We start from the raw sequence: 26,791 nt of genomic DNA, 5'->3' as shown, positions 1-26,791 counted from the left end.
CCAACGCGCCCACCCGGGCGACGACCACGGCGAAACTCGGCGTGTCTCATCGCGGGCTCGCGTCGGTCGCGGCGCGGACGAACTCGCGTACCCGGGTGGTGGTGTTGCTGGGCAGCCAGACCGGCCCTCGTTCGATCGGTGGCGCGTCGTGGATGGGCACGTACGCCACATCGGGGCGCGGGTAGTAGCGCCGCGTGTGCTCGCCCACCGGCAGGACACCCCGGCCCAGCGCGACCAGGGACAGCATCTCGGAGAAGGTGTTCCCGGCGGGTCCCTTCGGCACCAACCGGCCGGCCGGGGTGCGCTCCGGGGTGCGGTCCCGCTTGAACTCCAACGAGGTCACGGTCGGGTACTGCACCACCGGGTGGTCGGCGAGCACCTCCAACGACACCGACCGCTCCCGGGTGAGCGGGTGACCCGCCGCCACCGCCAGCACCCGATCCTCGGAGAGCAGCGCCGGGCCGGTGGCCATCCCGTCGAACGGGTACGAGGCGATCAACACGTCCGTCGAGCCGTCGAGCAACCCGGATCGGGTGGTGGCCAACTGCGCCTCGTGCACCTCCACCCGGCAGTCGGGGTGCCGTTCACCGAACAGGGCCACCGCCCGGAGCAGCACCGGCGCGGTCCACTCGCCGAGGAACGCCACCCGTAGCGTCCCGGTCACGCCGCGGGCGGCGTCGATCGCGCGGCGCACGGCCTCGTCCATCCCGGCCACCAGCGGGGCCAGCTCGTCGGCGAGCTGCCGGCCGATCGGAGTGAGCCGGACGACCCGACTGGTACGGGCGAACAGCGGTGCGCCGATCTGGCGCTCCAGCTTCTTCACGATGTGGCTGACCCGACCGGTGCTGACGGTCAACCGCTCGGCGGTCCGGCCGAAGTGCAGTTCCTCCGCGAGCGTCAGGAACGTCTCGACCTCGTACCGCTCCAGCACATCGTTCCCATCGTTGACCTGTGGGCAACGATCGTAGCGGCATCAGGTCTTGGTCGTCGTCCCTCGTCCGGGGATCGTGAACGGGGCAGGAAACACCGAGCGAAAGGCTTCGACGTGAGCATCGACGACTACCTGGCCGGCCTGGCCGGCCCACTGCGCGAGATCGGCGAGAAGCTGACGCCGATCATCGGGGCCGCCCTGCCCGGAGCGACGGGGGCGATGTGGCACGGCCACCCGGTCTGGGGACTGGGCGACCGGCCCGGCCAGCGCCCGGTCTGCCTGGTCAAGGCGTACGGGTCGTACGTGACCTTCGGGCTGTGGCGCGGGCAGGAGATCGACGACCGGTGCGGGCGGCTGATCCCCGGCGCGCGGGCGATGGCGGCGGTGAAGTTGCACGACCTCGCTGACGTCGACCCGGCGCTGTTCAGCGGCTGGCTGCGCGCGGCGGCCCATCTGGAGGAGGCGTGAGCGCCGTGCGGGTAACCGGTTTCGACCACCTGGTGCTGACCGTCGCCGACGTGGAACGGTCCCTGGACTTCTACTGCGGCCGGCTCGGGCTCGCGCCGGTACGGGTCGACGAGTGGCGTGCCGGCACCGTTCCGTTCCCGTCGGTGCGGATCAGCCCCGACAGCATCATCGACCTCGTCCGAGGTGAGCCGCAGGGCGCGAACGTGGACCACTTCTGCCTGGTGGTGGCACCACTGGACTGGGCGCAGGTGATCGAATCGGGGGTCTTCACGGTGCTGACCGGCCCGGTCAGCCGTTTCGGCGCCCGCGGCTCGGCGACCTCGATCTACGTGCGGGACCCGGACGGCAACTCGGTGGAGCTGCGCTGGTACCCGCAGGACGCCGGGTCGGATGCGGAGACGGTGGTCAGGCTTCGGTGACCGCCCGGTACGCGTCCTCGATGCGGGCGGCCAACAGCACCTCGCCCTCGGTCAAGGGCTCGCCGCTGCCGTGCCCGACCCGGATCTGGGTGCTGTCGGCCCGGCGGCTGATCTCGGGTCGCAGATGCAGCGCATCCGCGACGACCTTGACCCGTTCAGTTAGAGCGGCGTGTTGGGTATCGTCGATCACGAGCGTCCGTCGGATCTGCTCGCCCTCGCGTGTCCAACCAGATAGCAAGGTCAACGCGTCGGAAAGGTAGTCGTGCTTGGCCCTGCTGTTGAACAGCGCGCGCATCACCGCACCCCCCAAGCGCCGTTGCCGGCTTGTGGCCAAATCGTCGCCATCCCGTGTCTTGTCGGTGTCCCCTAGTCTCTCGCTGCCCGGAGGGGGTGTCCACGCCCACACTTCCGTGTTCTATTGGCCTAGCGGACGGCTACGGTACCCAAACCGCCGATTGATCTGGCACCCTGGACGCCCGTGCGGACCGAACGGGCGAATGGTGGCGGGCAGGCCGAACGACGGGACCTGAAGGTGATCGTCGGTGCGGCGATCATCCGGGATGGGCGGGTGCTCGCCTGTGCGCGTTCCGCCCCACCCGAGGTAGCGGGCATGTGGGAGTTTCCGGGCGGAAAGGTCGAGCCGGGGGAGGCCGAGACCGACGCGTTGATCCGGGAGTGCGCCGAAGAGTTGGCCGTACGCGTCGAGATCGGCGACCGGGTCGGCCGCAACGTACGGATGGCGCACGGCCGCTCGGTGCTCAAGGTGTACGCGGCCCGGCTGCTCGGCGGTGACCAGCCACAGGCGCTGGAGCACGAGGCGCTCCGTTGGCTCACCGCCGACGAGCTGGACTCGGTCACCTGGCTCCCCGCCGACGCCCCCATCGTGGCGGCCCTCCGCCCCCTCCTCCTCAGTCCCCGTTGATCATGAAGTTATTGCCATGACACGCCGCGCGCGGTGGCAATAACTTCATGATCACCGAGGCGGGGGCGGGGGCGGGAAGTGGGACGGGGGCCGTGGCTGTCAGCCACGGCCCCCGTCGTTGTTCGGGTGGTTAGTGCTTGTTGTCCTGCTCCGGGTGGGCGAAGTTGAGGTGCTCCGGAGGCAGCGGGAAGGTCACGTCGTCGCCGAACGGCGACGGCGCGGCGGCCCGGTCGAAGGTGAGCTCGGTCAGCGGCAGCTTGCCCCGGTCGTCGACCGCCGGAGCGGTCGGGTGGGGCACCTCCCGGTGCCAGTTGACGCCGCTCTGCGCCTGCGCCTCAGCCCGCGAATCGTGGGAGCCACCCGCGTGCGAGTGCACCCCACTCCGGGCGGAGCCCGGCGTCGCCGAGCCCTGACGGGCGGTGGTCACGCTGGTCTGGGGCGTCTCGCCCCGACGGAAGATCTTGCTACCAAGCCACACAAGGGGATCGTACCTGCGGTCGACGACCCGTTCCTTCATGGGGATGATCCCGTTGTCAGTGATCTTGATGTGCTCGGGGCAGACCTCGGTGCAGCACTTGGTGATGTTGCAGAAGCCGAGGCCCTGTTCGGCCTGCGCGTACTCCTTGCGGTCGGTCCGGGCGTCCAGCGGGTGCATGTCCAGCTCGGCCGCCCGGATGAAGTACCGCGGGCCGGAGAACGCCTGCTTGTTCTCCTCGTGATCGCGGATCACGTGGCAGACCGTCTGGCACAGGAAGCACTCGATGCACTTGCGGAACTCCTGCGAGCGCTCGACGTCGACCTGCTGCATCCGGTAGTCACCCGGGGCCACGTCCGCCGGTGGGGCGAACGCCGGGGTCTCCCGTGCCTTCTCGTAGTTGAACGAGACGTCGGTGACCAGGTCCCGGATGACCGGGAAGGTGCGCAGCGGGGTGACCGTGACGGTCTCGTCGTCGCCGAAGGTCGACATCCGCGTCATGCAACCCAGCCGCGGCTTGCCGTTGATCTCCATGGAGCAGGAGCCGCACTTGCCGGCCTTGCAGTTCCACCGGCAGGCCAGGTCGGGCGCGTCGGTGGCCTGCAGTCGGTGGATGACGTCGAGGACGACCTCGCCCTCGTTCACCTCCACCATGTAGTCCTGGAGGTCACCGCCGGTCTCGTCGCCCCGCCAGATCCGGAACTGACGCTTCGCGCTCATCGGTTGTCCGCCTCTCCAGCGTCGGCAACGAGGGCGTCGAAGTCGGCGAGCTCCTCGTCGGTGAGGTACTTGGCCAGCTCGGCCCGGTCGAAGAGGCCGATCAGCTCCGGCCGCATCTTCGGCAGCGGCTTGCGGGTCAGCTGCACGGTGTCCCCGTCCAGCGCGCAGACCAGGTTGACCTGCCGCCACTTCGGCTCCATCGCCGGGTAGTCCTCCCGGGTGTGCCCACCGCGCGACTCCTGCCGCTCCAGCGCCGCCTTCGCGGTGCACTCCGAGACCACCAGCATGTTGCGCAGGTCCAGGGCCAGGTGCCAGCCCGGGTTGTAGCGTCGGCCGCCGGCCGCGCTCACCTTGGCCACCCGCTCCCGCAGCTCGGCGAGTCGGACCAGCGCGTCGGCCAGCTCACCCTCCCGGCGGATGATGCCCACCAGGTCACCCATGACCGCCTGGAGGTCCTGCTGCAGGGTGTACGGGCTCTCGCCGGTGTCCCGTTGCAGCGGTGCGAGGGCGGTCTCCACGGCCGCCTCGACCTCGTGTACGGCCACCTTCGGCCGGGCGGTCAGACCGTCGGCGTAGCTGGCGGCGTGCCCGCCCGCCCGCTTGCCGAAGACCAGCAGGTCGGACAGGGAATTGCCACCGAGTCGGTTGGAGCCGTGCATGCCGCCGGAGACCTCACCGGCGGCGAACAGCCCGCGTACGTGGCCGAAGGCGGCACCCGAATCCGGGTCCACCTCGACGCCGCCCATCACGTAGTGGCAGGTCGGCCCGACCTCCATCGGCTCGGCCGTGATGTCGACGTCGGCCAGCTCCTTGAACTGGTGGTACATCGACGGCAGCCGGCGGCGGATCTCGTCAGCCGAACGCCGGCTCGCGATGTCCAGGAAGACCCCACCGGCGGGAGAGCCCCGGCCGGCCTTGACCTCGCTGTTGATGGCGCGGGCCACCTCGTCGCGGGGCAGCAGCTCCGGCGGACGCCGGTTGTTGTCCGGGTCGGTGTACCAGCGGTCCGCCTCCTCCTCGGTCTCCGCGTACTGCTTGCGGAAGACGTCGGGGACGTAGTCGAACATGAACCGCTTGCCCTCGGAGTTCTTCAGGACGCCGCCGTCACCACGCACCGACTCGGTGACCAGGATGCCCTTCACCGAGGGCGGCCAGACCATGCCGGTCGGGTGGAACTGGAGGAACTCCATGTTGATCAGCGTCGCCCCGGCGCGCAGCGCCAGCGCGTGCCCGTCCCCGGTGTACTCCCAGGAGTTCGAGGTGACCTTGTAGGAGCGCCCGACCCCACCGGTGGCCAGCACGACCGCCGGCGCCTCGAAGAGGATGAACTCGCCCGACTCCCGGTAGTAGCCGAACGCGCCGGCCACCCGGTCACCGTCGAGCAGCAGCTCGGTGATGGTCGTCTCGGAGAACACCCTGATCCGGGCGTCGTACGAGCCGAACTCCCGCTGGTCCTCCTGCTGGAGCGACACGATCTTCTGCTGGAGGGTGCGGATCAGCTCCAGGCCGGTCCGGTCGCCCACGTGCGCCAGGCGGGGGTACTCGTGGCCGCCGAAGTTGCGCTGCGAGATCTTGCCGTCCTTGGTGCGGTCGAAGAGCGCCCCGTACGTCTCCAGCTCCCAGATCCGCTGCGGCGACTCCTTCGCGTGCAGCTCGGCCATCCGGAAGTTGTTGAGGAACTTGCCGCCGCGCATGGTGTCGCGGAAGTGGACCTGCCAGTTGTCCCGGCTGTTCACGTTGCCCATCGCGGCGGCCGCGCCGCCCTCGGCCATCACCGTGTGCGCCTTGCCGAACAGCGACTTGGAGATGATCGCGGTCTTCTTGCCGGCCAGCCGGGCCTCGATCGCCGCGCGCAGACCGGCGCCGCCGGCCCCGATGACGACGACGTCGTAGTGGTGTCGTTCGATGCGAGTGGTTGTGGTCATGTCAGGGGCCCTTTAGTTGATGAACCGCAGGTCGGAGAACCACTCGGCCGACAGCGCCATGATGTAGAAGTCGGCCAGCGCCAGGGTGCCGAGGGTGATCCAGGCGAGCTGCATGTGCCGGACGTTCAACGCCGAGACGAACGTCCAGGCCTTGTACCGCACCGGGTGCTTGGAGAAGTGCTTGAGCCGGCCGCCGATGATGTGCCGGCAGGAGTGGCAGGAGATCGTGTACGCCCACAGCATCACCACGTTGAGCAGCAGGATGATGTTGCCCAGCCCGAAGCCGAAGCCCTTCGGCGAGTGGAAGGCGAGGATCGCGTCCCAGGTGTTGATCAGCGAGATGATCGCGGCGGCGTAGAAGAAGTAGCGGTGCAGGTTCTGCCCGAGCAGCGGGAAACGTGTCTCACCGCCGTACTCCTTGTGCCCGTCCGGGACCGCGCAGGCCGGCGGCGACAGCCAGAACGACCGGTAGTACGCCTTGCGGTAGTAGTAGCAGGTGAGCCGGAACAGCAGCAGGAACGGCAGGGTCAGCGCGGCGTCCGGGATGATCCACCAGCCGGGCAGGAACCGGCCGAAGTGCGAGGCTTGCTCGACACACCGGTCGGTCACGCACGGGGAGTAGAACGGGGTCAGGTAGTGGAACTGGTCCACCCAGTACCACTTGTGCATGAAGACCCGGACCGTCGCGTACGCCACCCAGGCGCTGAGCCCGATCACGGTGATCAGCGGGGCGAACCACCATCGGTCGGTACGCAACGTCTTCGCCGCGATGGCGGCGCGCGCCCGCGCCCCCCTCGGCCTCGTTGCCGTTGAAGTCATTCGAGTCGTCTCCTCGACGGGCCCGTACGGGCGGGCTGGTCTCTCTCCGGTCGGCACGCGGACCGGCGAACCCGCACCCGCTGCCACGTCATGCGCACACCAACGACCACGCCGGATCGACCGACGCAGCTAAGTGACACACGTTACGCCGATCTCTGCGAGCCGTCCGCGCAAGGGAGTGTCCCGTGTGTCTGGCCTGCGGAAATGCCCTCGACGCGCCGGTTTGTCGCGCGTCGTCGAGAACGTCAGCCGGAGGCGCCTCCGGTGAAGTGCCAGGACGCGAGCCGCAGCGAGGGTGCCGCCCACCAGGCACCGTCCACCCGCTCCGGTTGGCGCACCGCCCGCGCACCCAGCCCGAGCACCGCCCCCGGCCCGAGCGCCCGTGGGTACGACTCGGTGAACCGCAGGTCACGGACCGCCCGGACGACCGTGCCGTCCTCGATCAGCCAGACGCCGTTGCGGGTCAACCCGGTGACGACGAGGCTCTTCGGGCCGAGTACCCGCGTGTACCAGAGGTCGGTGACCAGCAGCCCTCGGCGTACGCCGGCCACCAACGCGGCGGTGTCCGCGTCGACGACCGCTCCGGCCGCCGCGCCGGTCGTGCTTCGGCCCACCGCACTGGCCGGGCCCGCCGCAGCGCCGGTCAGCCGCAGGTTGCGGGGCATCGGGCCCCAGGTGGCGCCCCCCGCCACCGCGTGCCCGGTGGACTGCGCGCCAGCCTCGGCGGCGGTCCGGCGGTCGTGCGCCACCGCCCGGGTGGTGCCCGCCTCGACAAGCGTCAACGCCCGCCGACCGGTGCCCTCCGCGTCGAACGGCAACCCGGACCCGCCCAGCGGGTCGTCCACCAGGGTCACCGCCCGGTCGAACTGGGCCGCGCCCGGATCGGCGAACGACTGCCGCTCGGCGTACCGCTTGCCGTTGAAGCCGTAGAAGGACAGGTTCTGCAGGAGGTCCGCCACCGCGGCCGGCTCGAAGACCACCTCGTAGTGCCCCGGCGGCAGCTCGACCGGGTCGGCCGCCGCCCGCGCCTTTTCCGCCGCCTGCGCGCCCAACTCGGCGCCGTCGAGGTCGGCCAGCCGGTCGGCGCTGCGCCGGGCCACCCCGTCCGCGCCGTCGCGGCGGGCGATGCCGTCCATCGCCGCCTCCACCGAGCGGCCGTACGCCGAGTGCCCGGCCGAGTTTGCGAACGCCGACGAACGGTGCGCGGTGCGGCAGTAACCGGCGGTGCTGAGGCCCGCGGCGGCGGCCACGAACGCCCCCACCCGGTCGGCCCGCTGATCCGGCTCGGCGTGCGCGGTGGCCTCGTCTACGGGCGGGGCGTCCGGCATGGGCATGGGCGGGGTCAGCCCCGGCCAGCCCGGGTCGGGCGGGCAGAGTCGCGCCGCGGTCAGGGTGCGCTCCACCAGGGCGGACAACCCGTCGGCGGTGACCACGCTGCCACCACCGGCGGCCGTCCGACCGTCCACGTGCACCCGCAGTCGGACCCCGACCGTCGACTCGGAGACGTTTTGATGGATGCCCGAGTTGGCGAACCGGGTCAACGCCAGGTCCGCACGCGTCACCACCGCCTCGGCTTGCGCGGCCGGCCCGCCAAGACGCCGAACCAGCTCCACAACCTGCCCCGCCAGCTCGACCTCCGTCTGCCCACTCATGCCGAAACTCCCACGCGGACGTTGCGGAACCGGGCCGGCGCGGCCGGGTGGCCGGTGTGCCCGATCTGGCCGGGCTGGCCCTTGCCGCAGTTCGGCGTCCCCCAGGAGACCGTCTCGCCGGAGAGCATGTCCATCGAGCGCCAGAACAGGGGGCCGATCCCGGTGTACGTGGGGTTGCGCAACATCCGCCCCCGCCGCCCCTTCTTGATCTCCCAGCCGACCTCGCAGCCGAACTGGAAGTTGAGCCGCTTGTCGTCGATCGACCAGGACCGGTTGAGGTCCATCAACACGCCGTCGTCGGTGGCCGCGATGATCTCCTCCAGCGTGTGCGGGCCGGGTTCCAGGCCGACATTGGTCATCCGCACCATCGGCAGTCGGGCCCACCCGTCGGCCCGTACGCTGCCGCCGTAGTCGAGGCTGGCCATGGCGGCGGAATCCCGGCCGGCGAGCACACCCACCCAGCGACCGTCCCGGACCGCGTCCCGCTTGACCGCCGGGGAGCCCTCGTCGTCGAAACCGAAGCTGCCGAGCGCGCCCGGGATCGTCGGGTCGATGGTGATGTTCATCAGCTCGGAGCCGTAACGCAGCGAGCCGAGCTGGGCCAGGTCCAGCCAGGACGTGCCGGCGAACGCCGCCTCCCAGCCGAGGATCCGGTCCAACTCGATGGCGTGCCCGACCGACTCGTGGATCTGCAGGGCCAACTGCTCGCCGCCGAGGATCAGGTCCGTCTCGCCGGCCGGGCAGGGCGGCGCGGTGAGCAGCGCCCTCGACTCCTCGGCGATCTGCGCGGCGTGCGCGGCCAGATCGAGCGACTCGACCAGCTCCCACCCGGTGGTGCCGTACTGCCCCCGATAGCTCGGCCAGGACCGGCGCTGCGTCTCGCCGTCACCGATCGAGGTGGCCGAGATGCCCCCGCCGCACTCGCGGATCCGCTGGTCGATCCGGTGGCCCTCGCTGGAGACGAACCACTTCGCGGTGTCCCAGATCTGGTACAGGCCCTCGGCCAGGTCCGCGCCGTGCTCGGCCATTGTGCGGGTCGCGTCGACCAGCAGATCGCCCTTGGCCGACAGGGGCACGCCGAGCGGGTCGATCTGGCAGCCGGAGGCCCAACTCGCGGTGACCGCCTCGACCGGCACCAGGTCGACCGGAGGGCCCGGCACCCGCGCGCTCGCCATGGCGGTCCGCGTCGCACGCCGCCCGGCGTCGCGGGCCGCGGCGTCCGACAGATCGGGTACGGCGTGGAAGCCCCAACTCGCCCCGACCAACGCTCGGACCCCGAGCCCGATGCTCTCGTCCTGGGTCAGCTCCTCCACGTCACCGTTGCGCGCGGTCATCGACTCGTAGCGGCGGTGCATCACCCGGGCGTCGGCGTACCGGGCACCCGCGTCGAGGGCTGCCTGAACGGCGGCGGTGGCCGCGTCGAACTCGGTCATGGACCGACCCTAGGCCAGCCGACCGACACCCGTCAGGCCAGCAGATCCTCCGGCCGGATGGTGGCCCGCACCGGCTCCGCCAACTCCAACACCTCGCCGCGCTTTGCGGCCGCCGCTTCAACGTAGTGGCCGCCCTGACGTCGGTAGAGGCGCAGCATGCCAGTCTCCTGTTCCACCAACAGGTACCACCCGATGCCGGCAGCCGCGTAGTAGTGCATTTTGAGCACCTTGTCCGTGGATGCGTTGCTCGGCGAAATAGTTTCACAGACCAGTTGGACGTCGGTCGCCTCGATGGTGAGCTCGTCGATATCGATCGGGTTGGTGAGAACGAGATCGGGGATCGGTATCCGACCGGGTCGGAGCCGGACGTTCACCGCCTCCAGTAGTTCGAGGCCGGCGGCCTTGGAAGCTGTTTCGAGGATGTTGCCGAGCCTGCGGGAAATGCGTTGGTGCCGGGGGGTGGGGGCTGGGGTCACGTGGAGGCTCCCGTCGAAGAGTTCGACGCGTTGCTGCGTCTCGCCGAGGGCGAGGTACTGCTCTTCGGTCCACGGGCCTTCGTGGTTGAACACCGCCGCGGTCATCGTCACCTCCACCTCGTGCCACTGGCATCCTCTGCTGGTTGCTCCCTCAATGGTCGCACCCGACGTGCGAGTACGGCCATGAACGGGCGTGGATGGCGAGGTGACGGGGGTGCGGCGCCGATGCCGACTCGTTACGCTCGGGCCCGCTGACACGTGCCGACTTTGTAGCTTATTTTCACCCTCGGGACTTTCATGTAAGTTCCCTTCGTCACTGAGGGAGGTGGCCGTGGACAGCTCGGAACCCTCGCCGTCCGGCGAGCCGGACGACCGTCCCGCCGTGCCGGCACAGCGCTCCGACCAGGACGCCTACCTGCGGGTGGATGACCTTCGGGTTCGCTTCGACACCGAGGACGGCGTGGTGCGCGCGGTCGACGGGGTGTCGTTCGCCGTCGAGCGGGGCCGCACCCTCGGCATCGTCGGTGAGTCGGGCTCCGGCAAGAGCGTCACCTCGCTGGCCATCCTCGGCCTGCACGACCCGAAACGGACCACCATCACGGGTGAGATCTCCGTCGGTGGCCGGCAGGTGGTCGGCCTCGGCGACGAGGAGGTACGCCGGCTGCGCGGCCGGGACATGGCGATGATCTTCCAGGATCCACTGTCGGCGCTGCACCCGTACTACACGGTGGGCCGGCAGATCGCCGAGGCGTACCGGGTGCACCATCCGAAGGCCAACCGGCGGGAGGCCCGCCAGCGGGCGGTCGACATGTTGGACCGGGTCGGCATCCCGCAGCCGGCGCGCCGCTTCGACCAGTACCCGCACGAGTTCTCCGGCGGAATGCGCCAGCGGGCGATGATCGCGATGTCCCTGGTCAACGACCCGGCGCTGCTGATCGCCGACGAGCCGACCACCGCGCTGGACGTCACCGTGCAGGCGCAGATCCTGGACCTGCTCGCCGACCTCCAGGCCGAGTTCCACTCCGCGATCATCCTGATCACCCACGACCTCGGCGTGGTCGGCCAGGTCGCCGACGACGTGCTGGTCATGTACGGCGGGCGTGCCGTCGAGCGGGGCAGCGTCGAGCAGGTGCTTCGAGCGCCGCAGCATCCGTACACCTGGGGGTTGCTCTCCAGCGTGCCGTCCCTGCACGGCGACGCGGACGCGGACCTGGTGCCCATTCCCGGCAACCCGCCCAGCCTGATCAACCTTCCGTCGGGGTGCGCGTTCCACCCGCGCTGCCGGTACGCGGACCGCGCCGGCAGCCGGTCCCGCACCGAGGTCCCGGAGCTGCGCCCAGCCGGGGCCGACGGCCATCTGGTCGCCTGCCACCTCAGCGCCGAGGAGCGCGCCACGTTCTACGCCGAGGACATCGCACGAGTGGGGGTGGCTTTGTGAGGGCGAGGAACGCAGCGCAGCGGAGTACCGCAGTCCCGAACGGAGGACTGGGGAGATGACCGACGAACCACTGCTGCGGGTACGCGGCCTGAGCAAGCACTTTCCGGTACGCCAGGGGCTGCGCGCCACCGGTCTGGTGCGGGCGGTGGACGGGCTCGACTTCGACGTGCGCCCGGGCGAGACGCTCGGCCTGGTGGGGGAGTCGGGCTGCGGCAAGACCACCACCGGCCGGATGCTGGTGCGGCTGCTGGAGCCGACGAGCGGCAGCATCGAGTTCGACGGGCGGGACATCACGCACGCCGGTCGCCGCGAGTTGCGCCCCCTGCGGCAGGAACTCCAGATCATCTTCCAGGACCCGTACGCCTCGCTGAACCCTCGGCACACCGTGGGCCGGATCGTGGCGATGCCCCTGCAGGTCAACGGCATCAAGCCGCCGGGCGGGATCAAGGCCCGGGTGCAGGAGTTGCTGGAGCTGGTCGGGCTGAACCCGGAGCACTACAACCGCTATCCGCACGAGTTCTCGGGCGGTCAGCGTCAGCGCATCGGCATCGCCCGCGCGTTGGCCCTGCGGCCGAAGCTGATCGTCGCGGACGAGCCGGTGAGCGCGCTGGACGTCTCGATCCAGGCGCAGGTCGTCAACCTGCTGCGCGACCTGCAACGGGAGCTCGGCTTGGCCTTCGTGTTCATCGCGCACGACCTGGCCGTGGTTCGGCACTTCTGCCAGCGGGTCGCGGTGATGTACCTCGGTCGGATCGTGGAGATCGGCGACCGGGCGGACATCTACGAGCGCCCGCAGCACCCGTACACCCGGGCGTTGCTCTCGGCGATCCCGGACGTCACCCAGCTCGGCCCGGCGGGTCGGATCCGGCTGACCGGTGACGTGCCAACCCCGCTGGACCCGCCGTCGGGCTGCCGGTTCCGTACCCGGTGCTGGAAGGCGCAGGACATCTGCGCCACCGAGGAACCGGCGCTGGTCCCGCGCGACGGCGGCCGGCAGGCCACCGCGTGTCACTTCCCGGAAGGGGAAGCGGCCAGCACGAGCCCGGAAGGGGAAGCAGCCCCCACGAGCCCGGAAGGGGAAGCAGGGCGCACGACCCCCGAGGTGGCGGCCCCGATCATCGAGGAGGTGTCGTCGTGAGTCTCTCCCCGGTGGAGGGTGTGGCGCTGGCCGAGATCGAGTCCGGCACCGACCCGGGTGGGCCCGCCGTGAAGGGCGTCGTCGGCCGCTCACCCGGTCAGCTCGCCTGGCTGCGGCTGCGCCGCGACCGGACGGCGGTGGTCAGCGGCGTACTCCTGGTGTTCTTCCTGTTGTTGGGGTTGGCCGCCCCGCTGATCGAGATGGTTTACGGGATCGGCCCGCGGGAGCAGTTCCAGAACCTGCTGGACGGCTTCGGCATGCCCCTGGGTTACGCCGGCGGGGTCAGCGGCGAGCACTGGTTCGGTCTGGAGCCGGGGCTGGGCCGGGACATCTTCATCCGGCTGATCTACGGGCTGCGGACCTCGCTGTTCATCGCGTTCGCGGCGGCACTGATCACCGCGACGATCGGGATCGTGCTGGGCGCGCTCGCCGGCTACCTCGGCGGCTGGCTCGACGCGGTGATCAACTGGATCACCGACCTGACCCTGGCCATGCCCTTCCTGATCATCGCGCTGGCGCTCACGCCCACCATCACGCTGCGCTTCTACGGTGAGCGGGGGCAGGTGTCGTCCGCCTTCGGGGTGGGGGTGCTGATCGCCGTCTTCGCCATCTTCGGCTGGACCAGTACGGCCCGGCTGGTTCGCGGGCAGGTCATCGCGTTGCGCGAGCGGGAGTTCGTGGAGGCGGCCCGGGCCAGCGGCGCCGGGCTGGGGCACATGCTCTTCCGGCAGTTGCTGCCGAACATCTGGGCGCCGATCCTGGTGTCGTTCTCCCTGGCGGTGCCGCAGTTCATCACCAGCGAGGCGGCGCTGTCGTTCATCGGCGTCGGCCTCAGCGACGAAACGCCCAGCTTCGGCCGAATGATCTACCGCAGTCTGGACTTCCTCCAGACCGACCCGGCGTACGTGTTCTTCCCGGGCATCATGATCTTCGCGCTGGTGTTCGCCTTCAACCTCTTCGGCGACGCGTTGCGGGACGCGCTCGACCCGAAGTCGTCCCGGTAGGGGTCAAAATCATGGCGCGATTTCTGCTCAAGCGACTCTTCTCCGCCACGCTGACCCTCTTCGCGGTGAGCGTTTTGACGTTCCTGATGTTCTTCGCCCTGCCGCGTGACCCGGTCAGCAGCATCTGCTCGAAGAACTGCAACCCGGAACGGCTGGAGCGGGTCCGCGACGACCTGGGCCTCAACGACCCCCTCATCAGCCAGTACGCCGGTTACATGAAGGGCATCGTGACCGGTCGGGACCTGGGCAGCGCCCAGGGTGGCCGGTGCGACGCGCCGTGCCTGGGCTGGTCGTACGTCACCAACGAGGCGGTCTCGGACACCATCGCCCGGGTGCTGCCGGTGACGCTGAGCATCGTGATCCCCGCGGCCATCCTCTGGTTGCTGCTCGGCGTGGGGCTCGGCATGGTGTCCGCACTGCGTCGGGGCACCTGGCTGGACCGGCTGGCGATCGGCTTCTCGCTGACCGGCGCCTCGTTGCAGCTGTACTTCGTGGGTGCGGTGCTGCTGCTGGTGTTCGTCTACAACCTGCGGCTGTTGCCGGTGCCGAGCTACACCTCCATCCTCGACAACCCGGCGAAGTGGGCCAGCGGGTTGGTGCTGGCCTGGGTGGCGCTGGCCTTCCTCTTCTCGGCCATCTACGCCCGGTTGTCGCGGGCGCAGATGTTGGAGACGCTGTCGGAGGACTTCGTCCGGACCGCGCGGGCCAAGGGCCTGGCCAAACCCAAGGTGTACGGGCGACACGCGCTGCGCGCGGCGATCACACCGGTGGTGACGATCGCCGGGCTGGACGTGGGCGGGGCGCTGGGCGGAACGGTGATCACCGAGACGACGTTCGGCATCCAGGGGTTGGGGCGCACGGCGGTGGACGCGGTGCGCTCGGGTGATCTGCCCACCATCATGGCCACCGTGCTGATCGCCGCGGTCTTCGTGGTGCTGGCGAACGTGCTGGTGGACCTGCTCTACGCGGCCATCGACCCACGGGTGCGGCTGCGTTGACCCGATAGCTGGCCAGCGGGTGACCGGGGCTGGGCTGGTGGCGAAAGTTATCGACAACTGTTACACAACTCGTAGGTTTTCTTCCTTACGATCCTCGGGACGTCGGCGGTTCTCGCCCCGACGAAACCGCACGGCACATGGGTGAAGGAGGTACTTCATGCGACCACGCGTGGCGGTTGCCGCAGGCGGCGCGATCGCTCTGGTTGTGGCATTGGGTGCGTGCTCGAAGAACACGGGCGAGGGCACCACGGTGGACACCGACCGGAAGCAGACCGGGGTCATCGCGACCGACCCCAAGGATTCGCAGGGGCCGGCGGCCGAGGTGAGCGGTGCTGCGAAGGGCGGCGTCTTCAGCGTCATCCGGGAGTCGCCGATCTCCCACCTCGACCCGCAGCGGACGTACTCGTTCGCCGGTCTGATGGCCAACCCCCTGTGGTCGCGCTACCTGACCACCTGGAAGGACGACGGCAAGGGCGGCCTGGTCCTGGTCGGCGACCTGGCCGAGACGCCGGGCAAGAACGTCAACAACGACTGCAAGGTCTGGGAATTCACGATCAAGGACGGGGTGAAGTTCGAGGACGGCCGTCCGATCACCTCCAAGGAGATCGCGTACGGCATCGCCCGGTCCTTCGACCCGGACCTCTCCGGCGGCCCGACCTACATCCAGGAATGGCTGGCCGACACCGCGCAGTTCGACACCAAGTGGGACTTCAAGAAGAACAAGACGTCGTTGCCTCCCGGCCTGAGCACGCCGGACGCCAAGACGCTGCGCTTCGAGTTCGCCAAGCCCCGCTGTGACCTGCCGTTCGCGGTCTCGCTGCCGACCACCGCGCCGCTGCCCGCCGACAAGGACACCGGCGTCGACCTGGACAAGCAGCCGTTCTCGTCCGGCCCGTACAAGGTCGCCAAGAACCAGGTCGGGGTGCAGCTGACCCTGGACCGCAACCCCAACTGGGACCCGAAGACCGACCCGGTCCGGCACCAGTACCCGGACCAGTTCGTCTGGAGCTTCGGCCCGACCGCGGACGCCGCCAACAACCGGGTGATCGCCGACAACGGCGCCGACCAGAGCGCGCTCGCCTTCAACACCGTGCCCGCCTCGCTGGTCGCCAAGGTGGCCGGCGACGCCACCCTCAAGTCGCGCACCATCCTCTCCCCGACCCCGAGCGCCAACCAGCTGGTCATCAACAACCAGCGGGTCACCGACCTGAAGGTCCGTCAGGCGCTCAACTACGCCATCGACCGCGAGGGCCTCATCAAGGCGATGGGCGGGCAGACCGTTGCCGCGCCGCTGACCACGCTGATGCCGCCGGCAACCATCGGCTACAAGGCGTACGACGCGTACCCGGCGGGCGCCAATGGCAACGTCGACAAGGTCAAGGAACTGCTTGGCGGAAAGACGCCGGAGCTGGTCCTCGGTGTCGCCGACAACTCGGTCGAGCAGCAGCAGGGCGCCCAGCTCAAGGCCAACCTGGAGCGGGCCGGCTTCAAGATCACGCTGCGGAACATCTCGGACGACGCGAAGCTCGACGAGATCAAGAAGAAGAACAACCCCTGGGACCTGTACATCGGTAACTGGGCGGCGGACTGGCCGAGCGGGGCCTCGATCCTGCCGGTGCTCTACGACGGCCGCTCGATCAAGGCCGAGGGCAACAGCAACCAGGCCTACTTCAACGACCCCGCGGTCAACGCCGAGATGGACCGCATCCAGGCCATGCCCGCAGCCGACCAGGGCCCGGAGTGGGCCAAGCTCGACGAGCGGATCATGAAGGAGCACGCGCCGGTGGTGCCGCTGTTCGTCGACGTGGCCTACAACGTGCACGGGTCCAAGGCCGGCGGGATCTTCATCTCCAGCGTCTTCGGCTACCCGTCGTTCGTGAACGCGCACGTCAAGCCGTAAGCCGCACCGCAGACCAGCAGGGTCCCTTCCGACAGCGTCGTCGGGAGGGGCCCTGCTGTTTCTGTCGATCGGCCACGACCTGCGGCATGAGAGGGCTGAATGTAACCTTGCGGATACGTACCCGCATGGTTACATTAGCTGCCATGGATGCCGTGTTGCACGCGCTGGCAGACGAGAGCCGGCGCGCGGTTCTCGATATTCTCCGCGACCACCCGGCGAGTGCGGGAGAGCTGGCCGAGGCTCTCCCGATCGCTCGCCCGGGCGTGTCCCGGCATCTCCGCGTGCTGCGGGAAGCCGGACTGGTCGACGTACGCCAGGACGCGCAGCGCCGGATCTACACCCTTCGCCCGGAGGCGCTCGTCGAGGTCGACGAGTGGCTGGGGGAGTACCGCCGGCTCTGGGAGAACCGACTCGGCGCTCTTCATACCGAGATCGCACGAGGAAAGAAGGCGCGACGATGACCACGATCGCCACGATGCGAACGATCGACGAGGGTCGCGGAGCAGCCCGGGTCGAGGACCTCTACGACACGGACATCCGCGACCTCTGGCAGGCGTGTACGACGCCCGAGCGGCTGGCCCGCTGGATCGCCCGGGTCGACGGCGACATGCGGGTCGGCGGCACCATCCAGGCCGTCTTCACGAGCAGTTGGACCGGGCCGGCGCGCATCGAGGTGTGCGATGCGCCCCACCACCTGCTGCTGACGACGCAGCCCGGTACGGACCACGAGGGGCAGATCGAGGCGTGGCTGACCGAGGAGGGCTCCAAGACCCGGCTGGTGGTCGAGGAGCGCGGCCTGCCGATCGGGCATCTCCCGTTCCACGCCTCTGGTTGGCGGGCCCACCTCGAGGATCTCGGTCGGTCGCTGGCGGTCGACGGCCCGGTCCATTCGGAGGGCTGGAGTTCCGATGCCAGAGCGCCCGGCTGGAAGGAACGCTGGGAAGAGCTCACGCCGACATACCAGCGGATGGAGATTCTTCGATGACGGACCTGATCAGGCTCAGCTTGACGACGGTCAATGCGCCCGACGCGATCGCGCTCGCGCGGTTCTACGCCGCGATCACCGGCGGGGTCGCGAAGGGTGACGAGAGCTGGGCGCTCGTAGCAGGCCCGAACGGTGACATCGGTTTCCAGCAGATCGACGACTACCGGCCCCCCACCTGGCCGGACGGCGAGGTGGGGATGCAGATGCACCTCGAGTTCTTCGTCGACGACCTGGAGGCGACCGGAGCGCGCGTGCTGGCGGCCGGCGCTACCCGATTCGAGCATCAGCCCAACGCGGACCACTGCTTCGTGTACGCCGACCCGGCCGGGCATCCGTTCTGCCTGTCCCTGTGGGGGGTCCCGAGAGTCGGCGACTGAGTCAGCTCGTTCGGGGATCTGTTGTTCGGGCGCGACCACCGTGCCGGTGCCCGAAGGGCCGAGCGCCACTACCGGTACGGCACGACGACGGCGTTGGCAACGTGGATCCGGGCGGTGCTGTCTGCGTACCCAATGGCTTTGGTCGCCCGACGGGCCTGGAGGGTGATGTCGGTTGATCGGTTGGGGTTGAATGAATGATGGACTGGTATCCGCCCATCGAGCCGTACGACTCCGGGATGCTCGGCGTCGGCCACGGTAATGAGCTCTACTGGGAACTCTGCGGAAATCCCGACGGCAAACCCGCGGTGTTCCTGCACGGCGGCCCCGGCGGTGGCCTGCTCCCGGACAATCGGCGGTACTTCGACCCGTCCGGCTACCGGGTCGTGTTGTTCGACCAGCGGAACTGCGGTCGCAGTCGGCCCTTCGCGGGCGACCCGAAGACGTCACTGGAACACAACACCACCCCACACCTGGTGGCGGACATCGAGCGGCTTCGCGAGCACCTGGGGATCGACCGTTGGCTCGTCTTTGGCGGCAGTTGGGGCAGCACCCTCGGCCTGGCCTACGCGCAGGCCCATCCCGAGCGGGTCACCGAACTCGTGCTCCGTGGCGTGTGGCTGATTCGCAGGTCAGACGAGGCATGGGCGTTCACCCCGGCGGGCGCAGCGCACCTGTTCCCCGCCGAGTGGGCGGCGTTTCGTGCTGCGATCCCCCTGACGGAACAGGACGACCTTGTCGGCGCCTATGGCCGCCGCATTTTCGACCCCGACCCCGCGATCCACGTTCCGGCGGCCCGCGCCTGGATGAGCTGGGAGCTCTCGGCCAACACCCTGCTGCCGATGACGCCGCCCGACATCGACGACACCAGCCTGCTGGCGTTCGCCCGCATCACACACCACTACATCAGCAACGGCGGCTTCCTCCCGCCGGAAGGTCTCCTCGCGGGCGTCGACCGCATTCGACACATCCCGACGGTCATCGTGAACGGCCGTTACGACATCAAGACGCCGCCGAGCCAAGCCTGGGACCTGCATCGAGTCTGGCCTGAGGCGAAGTTCCACATCGTGGAGGACGCGGGCCACAGCGGCTCCGAACCTGGCACCCGCAGCCTGCTCATCGAAGCCACCACCCAGTTCCTCTCGCCCCCCGGTTCTTCGCGCCAAGGTGATACGGGTAGGCCCTGACCCTGGCCAGGCTGTGGGCGCAGCCGACCATCGGCGGTGACCGTCCGTCACCTCCATCCGGGCGGACGCGGCGTTGAGCGGTATACCTCAGAGTCATATTCATACCTCTGAGGTATACCCCTCAACAGCACATCGACGTGCGGGGCCAGCCAAGGCGCACGCTGGAGGTCGCGCTTGTTTTCGGCGCGGATCAGGGGACGATCACCACACCGCCGCGGACGCCGCCCTGGGCCAGCCGCTCGTGGGCGGTCGCCGCGTCGGCGAAGGGGAACACGTCGGCGACCCGGAGCGGGATGTCGCCGCTGGCGACCAGCTTGACCAGTTCGCCCAGCCGCGTTCCGTCCGGTAGCACCTCCAGGGCGAAGGTCCGGATTCCCCGCACCGGCTCCGGGCGAAGCGGGGGTGACGCGGCCACGTAGCCGCCGCCGTCCCGGACGAGGTCCAGCAGCGAGGAGCCGATCACCGCCAGGTCGATGACCGCGTCGAACGTCCCCGTCGGATCGTCGGTGCGCGACAGGAACGCCGCGCCCAGCGACTCGACGAACTCGCGGTCGCCGGCTCGGGCGAGTCCCGTGGCGTGCAGGCCGTTTGCCCGCGCCAGCGCCAGGACGAACCCACCGACCTGCCCGGCGGCGCCGGTGACGAGCAGTGTCGAACCCGCCGGAAGCGCGAGCAGGTCGAGTGCCTGAACGGCGGTGAGGCCATTGGTCGGCAGGGTCGCCGCCTCGGTGGCCGGGACGCCGGTGGGCGCGGAGGTCAGCCAGGCGGCGTCGAGGACCACGTACTCCGCGTGGGCGCCGACCGTGGTCTGTAGCCACGGCGAGAAGCCGATGACCTCGTCGCCGATCGTGAACCCGTCGACCGATGGGCCGACCGCATCGACGCTGCCGGCAACGTCCCAACCGGGCGTGTACGGCAGGGCGGTCGGCAACGGGGCCGGGAACCGACCGGAGCGGATCATCAGATCAACCGGGTGTACGACCGACGCCGCGACCCGCACCCGCACCTGCCCCGGCCCGGGCTCGGGCACCGGCACCTCGGCCACGTGCAGGACCTCCGGCCCGCCGAACTTGTCATAGCTGACTGCGCGCATCGTCGTCTCCTTCGTGGGATTTCGTGATCACCACGACCGTACGAAGCGTCGGCACTATGAGAAAGTAGGTACCGTAAAGTGCCTAGGGCACCAAAGGGAGGCAAGATGGCGACGTCGATCGCAGCGCAACGCCGCGAACAGGCCAAACGCGACTACGACGCATTCCTGGAACAGTGCCCGACCCGCGAGCTGCTGAGCAGGCTCACCGACAAGTGGGTCGCTCTGGTGATCCCGGCACTTGTCAACGGCCCGCAGCGGCACGGCGAGCTCGCCCACCGCATCGCCGGCGTCAGCCAGAAGATGCTCACCCAGACCCTGCGGACGCTGGAGCGCGACGGTCTGGTCACCCGCACGGTCACCGCCTCGGTGCCGGTCCGCGTCGACTACGAGCTCACCCCGCTCGGCCATGAACTGTTCCCGGTCATGATCGCGATCAAGGACTGGGCGGAGACGCATATGGACCGCGTCTTCGAAGCCCGGACCCAATACGACGAACGCCGCTGAGAACTTAGGAAGTCGTCTCGGCCGGTGTTGAGCCCGTCGCGGGCTCGCCATCTCTACCTGGCGCTTCCTCGGGCGCCTCGGAGCCGACAGAGTGCGACAGCACCAACGCTTGACCGGCGATGACGCGTTCGCCGTCGAAGGTCAGCGCCGGCGACCCGTGCAGCTGATAGCCCTGATCGACAAGCGCGCTGACGCGGGCGCAGAATTCGGCATCATCGGGCCCGGTGATGAGGCGGTAGCCGAGCGGGTTCGTGGAATCCGACACCGCTGCATTGTCCATGCCGCCGGATCGTGTGGAGGAGGCCTTGGGCTTGCGATTCGAGCACCGTGACACCGAGACGGACGCGAGCGTCGTCGACCGCGTGTGGCGCACCTGTAGCGATGCCGAAGACACGATGACTTCCGCGGCGCGTACGTGCTGTCAACTGATACTCACGCGGATACAGGGGCAGCTACTCGCGAGCCTGCGCGGGCCGGAGACCAGGGCGACCACTGCGCCGGTCCCGCCGAACGCCGAGTTTCTCGGTATCCGGCTCGCGCTCGGCACCGTCTTTCGGCCGCATCCCGCGGCCGCAATCGTCGACGGGTACGTGCCCTTGCCGGTGACGGACTCAGGCCGGGTGGTCATCGGCGGCGCGGACTGGGAAGCGCCGACGTACGAGAACGTCGAGCAGTTCATCCGGCGCCTGCGGGACGCGGGTCTGCTGGTGCGATCACGTCTGAAGGTTGAGGAGGACTTCACCGGGCACATCGAGGGCCATCCGTCCAAACGAACCCTTCAGCGGCGATACCGCGCGACTACTGGCCTTTCGCAAACCGCCGTGACGCAGATCGACCGCGTGAACGCCGCAGCCACGATGTTGCGCGATGGGCGCGACTGGCGCACGGTCGTCGAGGCGCTGGGGTACTTCGACCAGGCTCACCTGGCACATGCGTTGCGGCGCTACGTCGGGCGCACCGCGCGGGGGCTGCAGGCGGGCGACGACGCGAGGATGTCGTTCTTGTACAAGATCGGCCCGTGGGCAGGCAGCTAACCTCCGATCGCAGGTCGCCCCGGCGGCTGTCCGCGATGCGTAATTCGGAGGAGAATCGTGCTGCTCAGCGTCAACGTCTTCGTCAGTCTCGACGGAGTCATGCAAGGGCCGGGAGCTCCCGACGAGGACCGCTCGGGCGGCTTCGACCGTGGCGGGTGGCTGGTCCCGTATGCATCTGCGCACACCAACGAGGTCGTCGAGGGCTGGTTCCGTGAGGCGGACGCATTCCTCTTCGGCCGCACGAGCTACGGCCTGCTCGGTGGGTACTGGCCGAAGGTCACCGCACCTGGCGATCTGATCGCTACCAAGCTGAACGCACTGCCAAAGTATGTCGTCAGCGAGACGTTGACGGACAGGGATGCCGACTGGAGCCCGACGAAGATCCTCCGCACTGGCGTCGTCGACGACGTGCGCCGGCTCAAGGAGCTTCCCGGCAAGGAGCTCCAGGTTCACGGCAGTTGGAAGCTCGTGCAGGCGCTGCACCAGGCCGGACTTGTCGACCTCTACCGGCTGCTCCAGTACCCGGTCGTCGTCGGAGCCGGAAAGCGCCTGTTCCCGGACGGAGCGACGCCCGCGACCTTCGCAACCCCCGAGGGGAGCGCGCGGATGCTGCCCGACGGCGTTGTCTCGCTGACTCTGACCCCCACGACCCTCGGAGTGATTTCGGCGGGCGCGTACGCCGTAAAAGATGGGAGCTCGACGCCAGTCCTCTCTCCGTAGCGGCAACGCGGCCGGTAGGGGACCTTTCCGTTTCTGCTGGACAGGTCACTGCTACACCTCGGGGCCGTGACCGCATGCGGCAGGCTCAGCGACGGCACATCGGCGCCGAAGTCGTCGAGCGGGCACACTGGCGGGATGCGAGGGCGTCAAGGGGGCTTCGATGCGATGTGACAGGTGGAACGGCGCCGTCCTGAGCACGGTGGCGGTCCTGGCCGCGATGCTGTTCACCGGCTGCGACGCCGGCGGCCGGCAGAGCGAGCCGCAGCGGCCCGACGGGCCGATGAGAGAGGTGCTCAAGGAGTACCAGCCCCGCTTCGATCAACGGCGTGCGGCGCTCGCCGCCGCGGCGGCGAAGGTGCCAGCGAAGGGCGTCAGCAAGGCATCGTGTGCCCGAAGGCTGGACCCGCGGCCGGAGTTCGTCTGGTTCGACCCCACCAGCCGAGCCTCGAACAGCTACAACAGCCCGGACAAGGGCGGAAACGTCGACATCGCGGCGACAACCGAGGCCGGAACGCCGGAGCGGATCGTGGACGATCCCGGATCGACCCTCAACACGTTCGCCGTGCCGCCGGGCTGGCTCGTCCGCGGCCTGTGGATCACCGGCCCGCAGGGACCACTCGGCACCAACGAATTCAAGGTGACCAGCCAGTACGGCGACGAGCCATACCGCGGGGTCGAGAAGGACCCGGTCCAGAGGCTGCGGAAGCTCCTCGACCTCGGGCTGCACAAGCGCTACATGCTGCTGTACCGCGTGACGACCTTCGCCTTCCCCGACGCCGAGGGGCAGGACAATGTGCGGGCCGACGTGTTCCTCGCCGACCTGGAGAAGGGCGACCTGCCCTGCCAGTTGGTCGCGGACGGCCACAGCTACGACGTGAGGGGTGGACTGGTGGAATCTGTCTCACTCACGCCGTACAAAGACATGCAGACCACTTTCCAGATCGACATCAGCGACAAGCTGAGGTCCCTGACCCGCCCTTGACTCCCGATCACTCGGACAAGGCCCCGCGACGGCAGTCACCGTAGGTGGGTGCGGAGAAAATCCAGTTCCAGAGGGAGCAGCCGCTCGGCGGTGCCGTTCGCGGCCAGATGGGTGGCCCCGGTCAACGGCAGCACGGCGTGCGGCCGGCCGCTGCTCAGCAGGGCCGCGGAGAGTCGGAGCGTGTGCGCGGCCACCACGTTGTCGTCGGCCATCCCGTGCACCAGCAGCAACGGGCGGGCCTGGTCCGGCGCGGTGACCGGTTCGGCGGCCAACTCGACCAGCGAGTGGTGCGCGTAGATGTCCAGGCCGTCTTCCGGCAACCCCAGATAACGCTCGGTGTACGCGGTGTCGTACAGCGCCCAGTCGGTCACCGGGGCGCCCGCGATCCCGCACTTGAACAGCTCCGGGTGGCGCAGCACCGCCAACCCGGCCAGCCACCCGCCGAACGACCAACCGCGTACCCCCACCCGGCCCAGATCCAGGTCCGGGTGCTTACCGGCGAGCGCGGTCAGCGCGTCGATCTGGTCGCTCAGGATCACGTCGGCGACCCGCCGGTGGATCGCCTTCTCGAACGACGGCGCCACGCCCGGCGTACCCCGGTTGTCGATGGTGACCACCGCGAACCCGGCGTCGGCCCACCACTGCCGCTCCAACCACGCGGCCCGCGCCGCCACGACCTCCTGGTGCCCCGGGCCGCCGTAGATGTCCAGCAGCACCGGCAGCCGCCGGCCCGTCACGTGGTTGTCCGGGTAGAGCACCGCCGCCGGCAGTCGCCGATCGGTCACCCGTTCCAGCAGGGGCAGCGGAGAGTACGGCGGGGTGGCGGCGAACGAGCGCAGCTCGGCGATCTCCTGATCGCCGCGGCGCACCGTCCAGCGCACCCCCGCATGGTCCAGGGACGCGACGCCGACGGCCAGCACGTCCCCGCCCACCGCGGCGGTGTACCAACCGGAGTCGGTGGTGAGCCGACGCGCGTCCACCCCTCCGCCGATGGTGGTGCGGACCCGGAAGAGGTGCCGCTCGCTTGGCTCGCCGTCGCTCGCCTCCACCAGCAGGTCGGCCGGGCCGGCGGCGGCCGGCAGCCGGCCCACCACCCGCCGGACGTACAGCGACGGTGGGGTGAGCAGGGTGCCGTCCGCGAACAGGCACCGGGCGTCGTACCCGTCGTGAGCCAGCTCGCCACCCACCAGCACCCGGCCGTCCGGCAGGTGGGCCGGGGTGCCGGCGATCGGTTCGACCCAGCGCGGATCGGCCAGCTCGGCGTGCACCTGCGTCTCACCCGTCCGCGGGTCCACCGCCAGCACCAGCCCGTGCTGCTGCGAGCGGCGCAGCACGGTGATCAACGGGCTGCCCTCACCCCAGCTGACCCCGGTCAGGTACGGGTAGGTCTCCCGGTCCCAGTGCACGTCGACCCAGCCGTCGTTGAGGTCCAGCAGGTGCAGGCTGACCTCGGCGTTCGGCCCACCGGCCCGGGGGTACGCGACGGCGGTCGGCGCGCTGGCCGGCTCCGCCGGGTCGTGCAGGTGCCACCGCTCCAGCCGGGACTCGTCGACCCGGGCGGCGAGCACCGAGCGGCCGTCCGGCGCCCACCAGTACCCCCGGAACCGGCCGAACTCCTCGGCCGCGATGTGCTCGGCCAACCCCCAGCTCACCCCGGCGTCCTCGCCGGCCAGCAGGGTGTCGGTGCCGTCCGGGTCGATCACCCGCAGCTCACCCCGGCGCACACCCTCGGCCGCGTCCGTCACGTACGCCAGGCACTGCCCGCTCGGGTCCGGACGAGGGTCGAGCACCGGGCCGACGGCCGCCACCTCCACCACGTCGCCGTGCACCAGATCGGCCCGGAACAACCGCCCGGCCAGCGCGAACACCGCAACCCGGCCAGCCGCGTCCAAGGCGTACGAGCCGATGCCGGCGGCGCTGAGCCGCAGCCGCTCGCGCAGCGCGCGTTCACCGGGGGAGAGGGACCGGACGTCCCCACCCTCGCCCAGCAGGGTCGCCGGGTCGGCGACCAGCCGCTCCTCGCCGGTGGCCACGTCCAGCAGCCAGAGCGCGTCCGCCGGATCCTCGGGGCCGGCGGAGCGCAGGAAGATCACCCGGGAGCCGTCCTCAGCCACCGAGACAGCGCGTGGCGCGCCGTGGCTGAACCGGTGGGTGCGGGCGGCCAGCTCCGGAAAGTCCACACGCCAAATCGTAGAGCCGGAGCGGGGGTGATGTGGCCGACCTGGGTGGACGCGTCGACGTTGGCCAGGCCGGACCGCCAGTTAGAGTGACCGTCGTGACGATGCTGCCCGACCGCCGCCTGCTGCTGGTCCACGCGCACCCCGACGACGAGTCGATCGGCACCGGCTCGACGATGGCCCACTACGCCGCCGACGGCGCGCACGTCACGCTGGTGACCTGCACGCTCGGCGAGGAGGGCGAGATCCACGTGCCCGCGCTGGCGCAGCTCGCCGCCGCCGAGGCCGACCAGCTCGGTGGGTACCGCGTCGCCGAGCTGGCCGCCGCGTGCGCCGCGCTCGGCGTCAGCGACCACCGCTTTCTCGGCGGCGCCGGCCGCTACCGCGACTCCGGGATGATGGGGCTCGCTACCAACGAGCACCCCCGCGCGTTCTGGCAGGCCGACCTCGACGAGGCCGCCGGGCACCTCGTGGAGATCATGCGAGAGGTACGCCCGCAGGTGCTGGTCACGTACGACCCGAACGGCTTCTACGGCCACCCCGACCACATCCAGGCGCACCGGGTGGCCATGCGCGCCGTCGAGCTGGCCGAGGCCGAGGGCTGCGCCCCGCTGAAGGTCTACTGGACGGCCATGCCGCTCAGCGTCCTGGAGGCCGGCATGACGCACTTCGCCGAGTCCTCCGACAACCCGTTCGGCGGCATCGAGGACATCGCCGACCTGCCCTTCGGCACCCCGGACGCGCAGATCGCCGCCCGGATCGACGGCACCGACCAGCACACGGCCAAGGAGGCCGCGATGCGGGCGCACGCCACCCAGATCCCGGCCAACTCCTGGCTCTACTCGATCGCCGGCAACTTCGGCGGCGAGTTCATGGGCGTGGAGTTCTTCACTCTCGCGGTCGGGGAGAAGGGCCCGGGCACCGGCCCGTACGGCTGGGAGAACGACCTCTTCGCCGGCCTACCCGCGGAGACCGCCCCGGACCGGTCCCCGGTCGCGGCGGCGGGTCTCCGGTGAC

The 26,791-nt window shown here is 69.8% G+C and carries 28 protein-coding genes; 17 read left to right on the top strand and 11 right to left on the bottom strand.

The window, feature by feature from the left end:
• Nucleotides 1-46 precede the first annotated feature (46 nt).
• Nucleotides 47-931 carry a LysR family transcriptional regulator gene (locus ACIBD9_RS13355; protein ID WP_396717301.1) on the bottom strand — a complete coding sequence of 295 codons (885 nt, stop codon included), beginning with the start codon at nucleotides 929-931 and terminating at the stop codon, nucleotides 47-49.
• Nucleotides 932-1,045: 114 nt separating this feature from the next.
• Between ACIBD9_RS13355 and ACIBD9_RS13350 the strand changes: the two genes are divergently transcribed.
• Complete coding sequence (locus tag ACIBD9_RS13350; protein WP_396717299.1) at nucleotides 1,046-1,399, top strand: DUF1801 domain-containing protein; 354 nt, start codon at nucleotides 1,046-1,048, stop codon at nucleotides 1,397-1,399.
• Nucleotides 1,396-1,818: a VOC family protein gene (locus ACIBD9_RS13345; protein ID WP_396717297.1), complete on the top strand. Its 423-nt coding sequence runs from the start codon at nucleotides 1,396-1,398 to the stop codon at nucleotides 1,816-1,818. The genes ACIBD9_RS13350 and ACIBD9_RS13345 overlap by 4 nt, the downstream gene beginning before the upstream one ends.
• Here ACIBD9_RS13345 and ACIBD9_RS13340 read toward each other — a convergent pair.
• Complete coding sequence (locus tag ACIBD9_RS13340; protein ID WP_334503650.1) at nucleotides 1,805-2,113, bottom strand: 4a-hydroxytetrahydrobiopterin dehydratase; 309 nt, start codon at nucleotides 2,111-2,113, stop codon at nucleotides 1,805-1,807. The genes ACIBD9_RS13345 and ACIBD9_RS13340 overlap by 14 nt on opposite strands.
• Nucleotides 2,114-2,296: 183 nt before the next feature.
• Between ACIBD9_RS13340 and ACIBD9_RS13335 the strand changes: the two genes are divergently transcribed.
• A complete protein-coding gene (locus ACIBD9_RS13335) occupies nucleotides 2,297-2,740 on the top strand; it encodes a (deoxy)nucleoside triphosphate pyrophosphohydrolase (protein ID WP_396717294.1) in 444 nt (147 codons plus the stop codon).
• Between the two features lie 130 nt (nucleotides 2,741-2,870).
• Here the strand turns inward: ACIBD9_RS13335 and ACIBD9_RS13330 are convergent, their stop codons facing one another.
• The 6 genes from ACIBD9_RS13330 to ACIBD9_RS13305 form a co-directional block, all read right to left on the bottom strand.
• The gene (locus ACIBD9_RS13330; protein ID WP_387169129.1) at nucleotides 2,871-3,935 is read right to left on the bottom strand and encodes a succinate dehydrogenase/fumarate reductase iron-sulfur subunit; all 1,065 of its coding nucleotides are present in this window, start codon (nucleotides 3,933-3,935) and stop codon (nucleotides 2,871-2,873) included.
• Entirely contained in the window at nucleotides 3,932-5,860 is a 1,929-nt protein-coding gene (locus tag ACIBD9_RS13325; RefSeq protein WP_396717292.1) for a fumarate reductase/succinate dehydrogenase flavoprotein subunit, read from the bottom strand. Before ACIBD9_RS13325 ends, ACIBD9_RS13330 begins: the two co-directional genes overlap by 4 nt.
• A 12-nt stretch (nucleotides 5,861-5,872) precedes the next feature.
• Nucleotides 5,873-6,679 carry a hypothetical protein gene (locus ACIBD9_RS13320; protein ID WP_396717290.1) on the bottom strand — a complete coding sequence of 269 codons (807 nt, stop codon included), beginning with the start codon at nucleotides 6,677-6,679 and terminating at the stop codon, nucleotides 5,873-5,875.
• A gap of 245 nt (nucleotides 6,680-6,924) precedes the next feature.
• A complete protein-coding gene (locus tag ACIBD9_RS13315; protein ID WP_396717289.1) occupies nucleotides 6,925-8,331 on the bottom strand; it encodes a TldD/PmbA family protein in 1,407 nt (468 codons plus the stop codon).
• Nucleotides 8,328-9,764 (bottom strand): TldD/PmbA family protein, encoded by a 1,437-nt coding sequence (locus ACIBD9_RS13310; protein ID WP_396717287.1) that lies wholly within the window; start codon nucleotides 9,762-9,764, stop codon nucleotides 8,328-8,330. Before ACIBD9_RS13310 ends, ACIBD9_RS13315 begins: the two co-directional genes overlap by 4 nt.
• A 32-nt stretch (nucleotides 9,765-9,796) precedes the next feature.
• Nucleotides 9,797-10,345 (bottom strand): Uma2 family endonuclease, encoded by a 549-nt coding sequence (locus ACIBD9_RS13305; protein ID WP_396717285.1) that lies wholly within the window; start codon nucleotides 10,343-10,345, stop codon nucleotides 9,797-9,799.
• A gap of 277 nt (nucleotides 10,346-10,622) precedes the next feature.
• Here ACIBD9_RS13305 and ACIBD9_RS13300 point away from each other — a divergent pair, with 277 nt between their 5' ends.
• From ACIBD9_RS13300 to pip, 9 genes are all read left to right on the top strand, one after another.
• Nucleotides 10,623-11,678, top strand: a complete 1,056-nt coding sequence (locus ACIBD9_RS13300; protein ID WP_396717555.1) for an ABC transporter ATP-binding protein — start codon at nucleotides 10,623-10,625, stop codon at nucleotides 11,676-11,678.
• 55 nt (nucleotides 11,679-11,733) lie between these two features.
• Nucleotides 11,734-12,816, top strand: a complete 1,083-nt coding sequence (locus ACIBD9_RS13295) for an ABC transporter ATP-binding protein (RefSeq protein ID WP_396717283.1) — start codon at nucleotides 11,734-11,736, stop codon at nucleotides 12,814-12,816.
• Nucleotides 12,813-13,820 carry an ABC transporter permease gene (locus ACIBD9_RS13290; protein WP_396717281.1) on the top strand — a complete coding sequence of 336 codons (1,008 nt, stop codon included), beginning with the start codon at nucleotides 12,813-12,815 and terminating at the stop codon, nucleotides 13,818-13,820. The genes ACIBD9_RS13295 and ACIBD9_RS13290 overlap by 4 nt, the downstream gene beginning before the upstream one ends.
• A gap of 11 nt (nucleotides 13,821-13,831) precedes the next feature.
• Nucleotides 13,832-14,818, top strand: coding sequence for an ABC transporter permease (locus ACIBD9_RS13285; protein ID WP_396717279.1), 987 nt, complete (start codon nucleotides 13,832-13,834; stop codon nucleotides 14,816-14,818).
• A gap of 157 nt (nucleotides 14,819-14,975) precedes the next feature.
• Nucleotides 14,976-16,718, top strand: coding sequence for an ABC transporter substrate-binding protein (locus tag ACIBD9_RS13280; protein ID WP_396717277.1), 1,743 nt, complete (start codon nucleotides 14,976-14,978; stop codon nucleotides 16,716-16,718).
• 143 nt (nucleotides 16,719-16,861) lie between these two features.
• Nucleotides 16,862-17,179, top strand: coding sequence for an ArsR/SmtB family transcription factor (locus ACIBD9_RS13275; RefSeq protein WP_396717275.1), 318 nt, complete (start codon nucleotides 16,862-16,864; stop codon nucleotides 17,177-17,179).
• The gene (locus ACIBD9_RS13270; protein ID WP_396717273.1) at nucleotides 17,176-17,703 is read left to right on the top strand and encodes an SRPBCC domain-containing protein; all 528 of its coding nucleotides are present in this window, start codon (nucleotides 17,176-17,178) and stop codon (nucleotides 17,701-17,703) included. The genes ACIBD9_RS13275 and ACIBD9_RS13270 overlap by 4 nt, the downstream gene beginning before the upstream one ends.
• The gene (locus ACIBD9_RS13265; RefSeq protein WP_396717271.1) at nucleotides 17,700-18,080 is read left to right on the top strand and encodes a VOC family protein; all 381 of its coding nucleotides are present in this window, start codon (nucleotides 17,700-17,702) and stop codon (nucleotides 18,078-18,080) included. The genes ACIBD9_RS13270 and ACIBD9_RS13265 overlap by 4 nt, the downstream gene beginning before the upstream one ends.
• A 194-nt stretch (nucleotides 18,081-18,274) precedes the next feature.
• Nucleotides 18,275-19,264, top strand: a complete 990-nt coding sequence (gene pip / locus ACIBD9_RS13260; RefSeq protein WP_396717269.1) for a prolyl aminopeptidase — start codon at nucleotides 18,275-18,277, stop codon at nucleotides 19,262-19,264.
• 190 nt (nucleotides 19,265-19,454) lie between these two features.
• Here the strand turns inward: pip and ACIBD9_RS13255 are convergent, their stop codons facing one another.
• Nucleotides 19,455-20,357: an NADP-dependent oxidoreductase gene (locus ACIBD9_RS13255; protein ID WP_396717267.1), complete on the bottom strand. Its 903-nt coding sequence runs from the start codon at nucleotides 20,355-20,357 to the stop codon at nucleotides 19,455-19,457.
• Nucleotides 20,358-20,462: 105 nt separating this feature from the next.
• On the opposite strand from ACIBD9_RS13255, the gene ACIBD9_RS13250 reads away from it, so the two are divergent.
• Complete coding sequence (locus tag ACIBD9_RS13250; RefSeq protein WP_396717265.1) at nucleotides 20,463-20,861, top strand: winged helix-turn-helix transcriptional regulator; 399 nt, start codon at nucleotides 20,463-20,465, stop codon at nucleotides 20,859-20,861.
• Nucleotides 20,862-20,865: 4 nt separating this feature from the next.
• Here ACIBD9_RS13250 and ACIBD9_RS13245 read toward each other — a convergent pair whose 3' ends face one another.
• Entirely contained in the window at nucleotides 20,866-21,141 is a 276-nt protein-coding gene (locus ACIBD9_RS13245; RefSeq protein ID WP_396717263.1) for a DUF1737 domain-containing protein, read from the bottom strand.
• A 31-nt stretch (nucleotides 21,142-21,172) separates the two neighbouring features.
• Here ACIBD9_RS13245 and ACIBD9_RS13240 point away from each other — a divergent pair, with 31 nt between their 5' ends.
• The 3 genes from ACIBD9_RS13240 (at nucleotide 21,173) to ACIBD9_RS13230 (ending at nucleotide 23,597) form a co-directional block, all read left to right on the top strand.
• Nucleotides 21,173-21,895: a helix-turn-helix domain-containing protein gene (locus tag ACIBD9_RS13240; RefSeq protein WP_396717261.1), complete on the top strand. Its 723-nt coding sequence runs from the start codon at nucleotides 21,173-21,175 to the stop codon at nucleotides 21,893-21,895.
• Nucleotides 21,896-21,952: 57 nt separating this feature from the next.
• Entirely contained in the window at nucleotides 21,953-22,615 is a 663-nt protein-coding gene (locus ACIBD9_RS13235) for a dihydrofolate reductase family protein (RefSeq protein ID WP_396717259.1), read from the top strand.
• Nucleotides 22,616-22,814: 199 nt separating this feature from the next.
• Entirely contained in the window at nucleotides 22,815-23,597 is a 783-nt protein-coding gene (locus tag ACIBD9_RS13230; protein ID WP_396717257.1) for a hypothetical protein, read from the top strand.
• A 35-nt stretch (nucleotides 23,598-23,632) separates the two neighbouring features.
• Here ACIBD9_RS13230 and ACIBD9_RS13225 read toward each other — a convergent pair whose 3' ends face one another.
• A complete protein-coding gene (locus tag ACIBD9_RS13225; RefSeq protein WP_396717255.1) occupies nucleotides 23,633-25,777 on the bottom strand; it encodes a prolyl oligopeptidase family serine peptidase in 2,145 nt (714 codons plus the stop codon).
• A gap of 86 nt (nucleotides 25,778-25,863) precedes the next feature.
• On the opposite strand from ACIBD9_RS13225, the gene mshB reads away from it, so the two are divergent.
• Complete coding sequence (gene mshB, locus ACIBD9_RS13220) at nucleotides 25,864-26,790, top strand: N-acetyl-1-D-myo-inositol-2-amino-2-deoxy-alpha-D-glucopyranoside deacetylase (protein ID WP_396717253.1); 927 nt, start codon at nucleotides 25,864-25,866, stop codon at nucleotides 26,788-26,790.
• Nucleotide 26,791: the final 1 nt, after the last annotated feature.

Origin of the sequence: Micromonospora sp. NPDC050784 (assembly GCF_044456765.1) — a bacterium.
GTDB classification, from domain to species: domain Bacteria; phylum Actinomycetota; class Actinomycetes; order Mycobacteriales; family Micromonosporaceae; genus Micromonospora; species Micromonospora foliorum.
The sequence above is the reverse complement of the archived record's forward strand: the minus strand, read 5'-3'. Positions and strand labels throughout refer to the sequence as shown.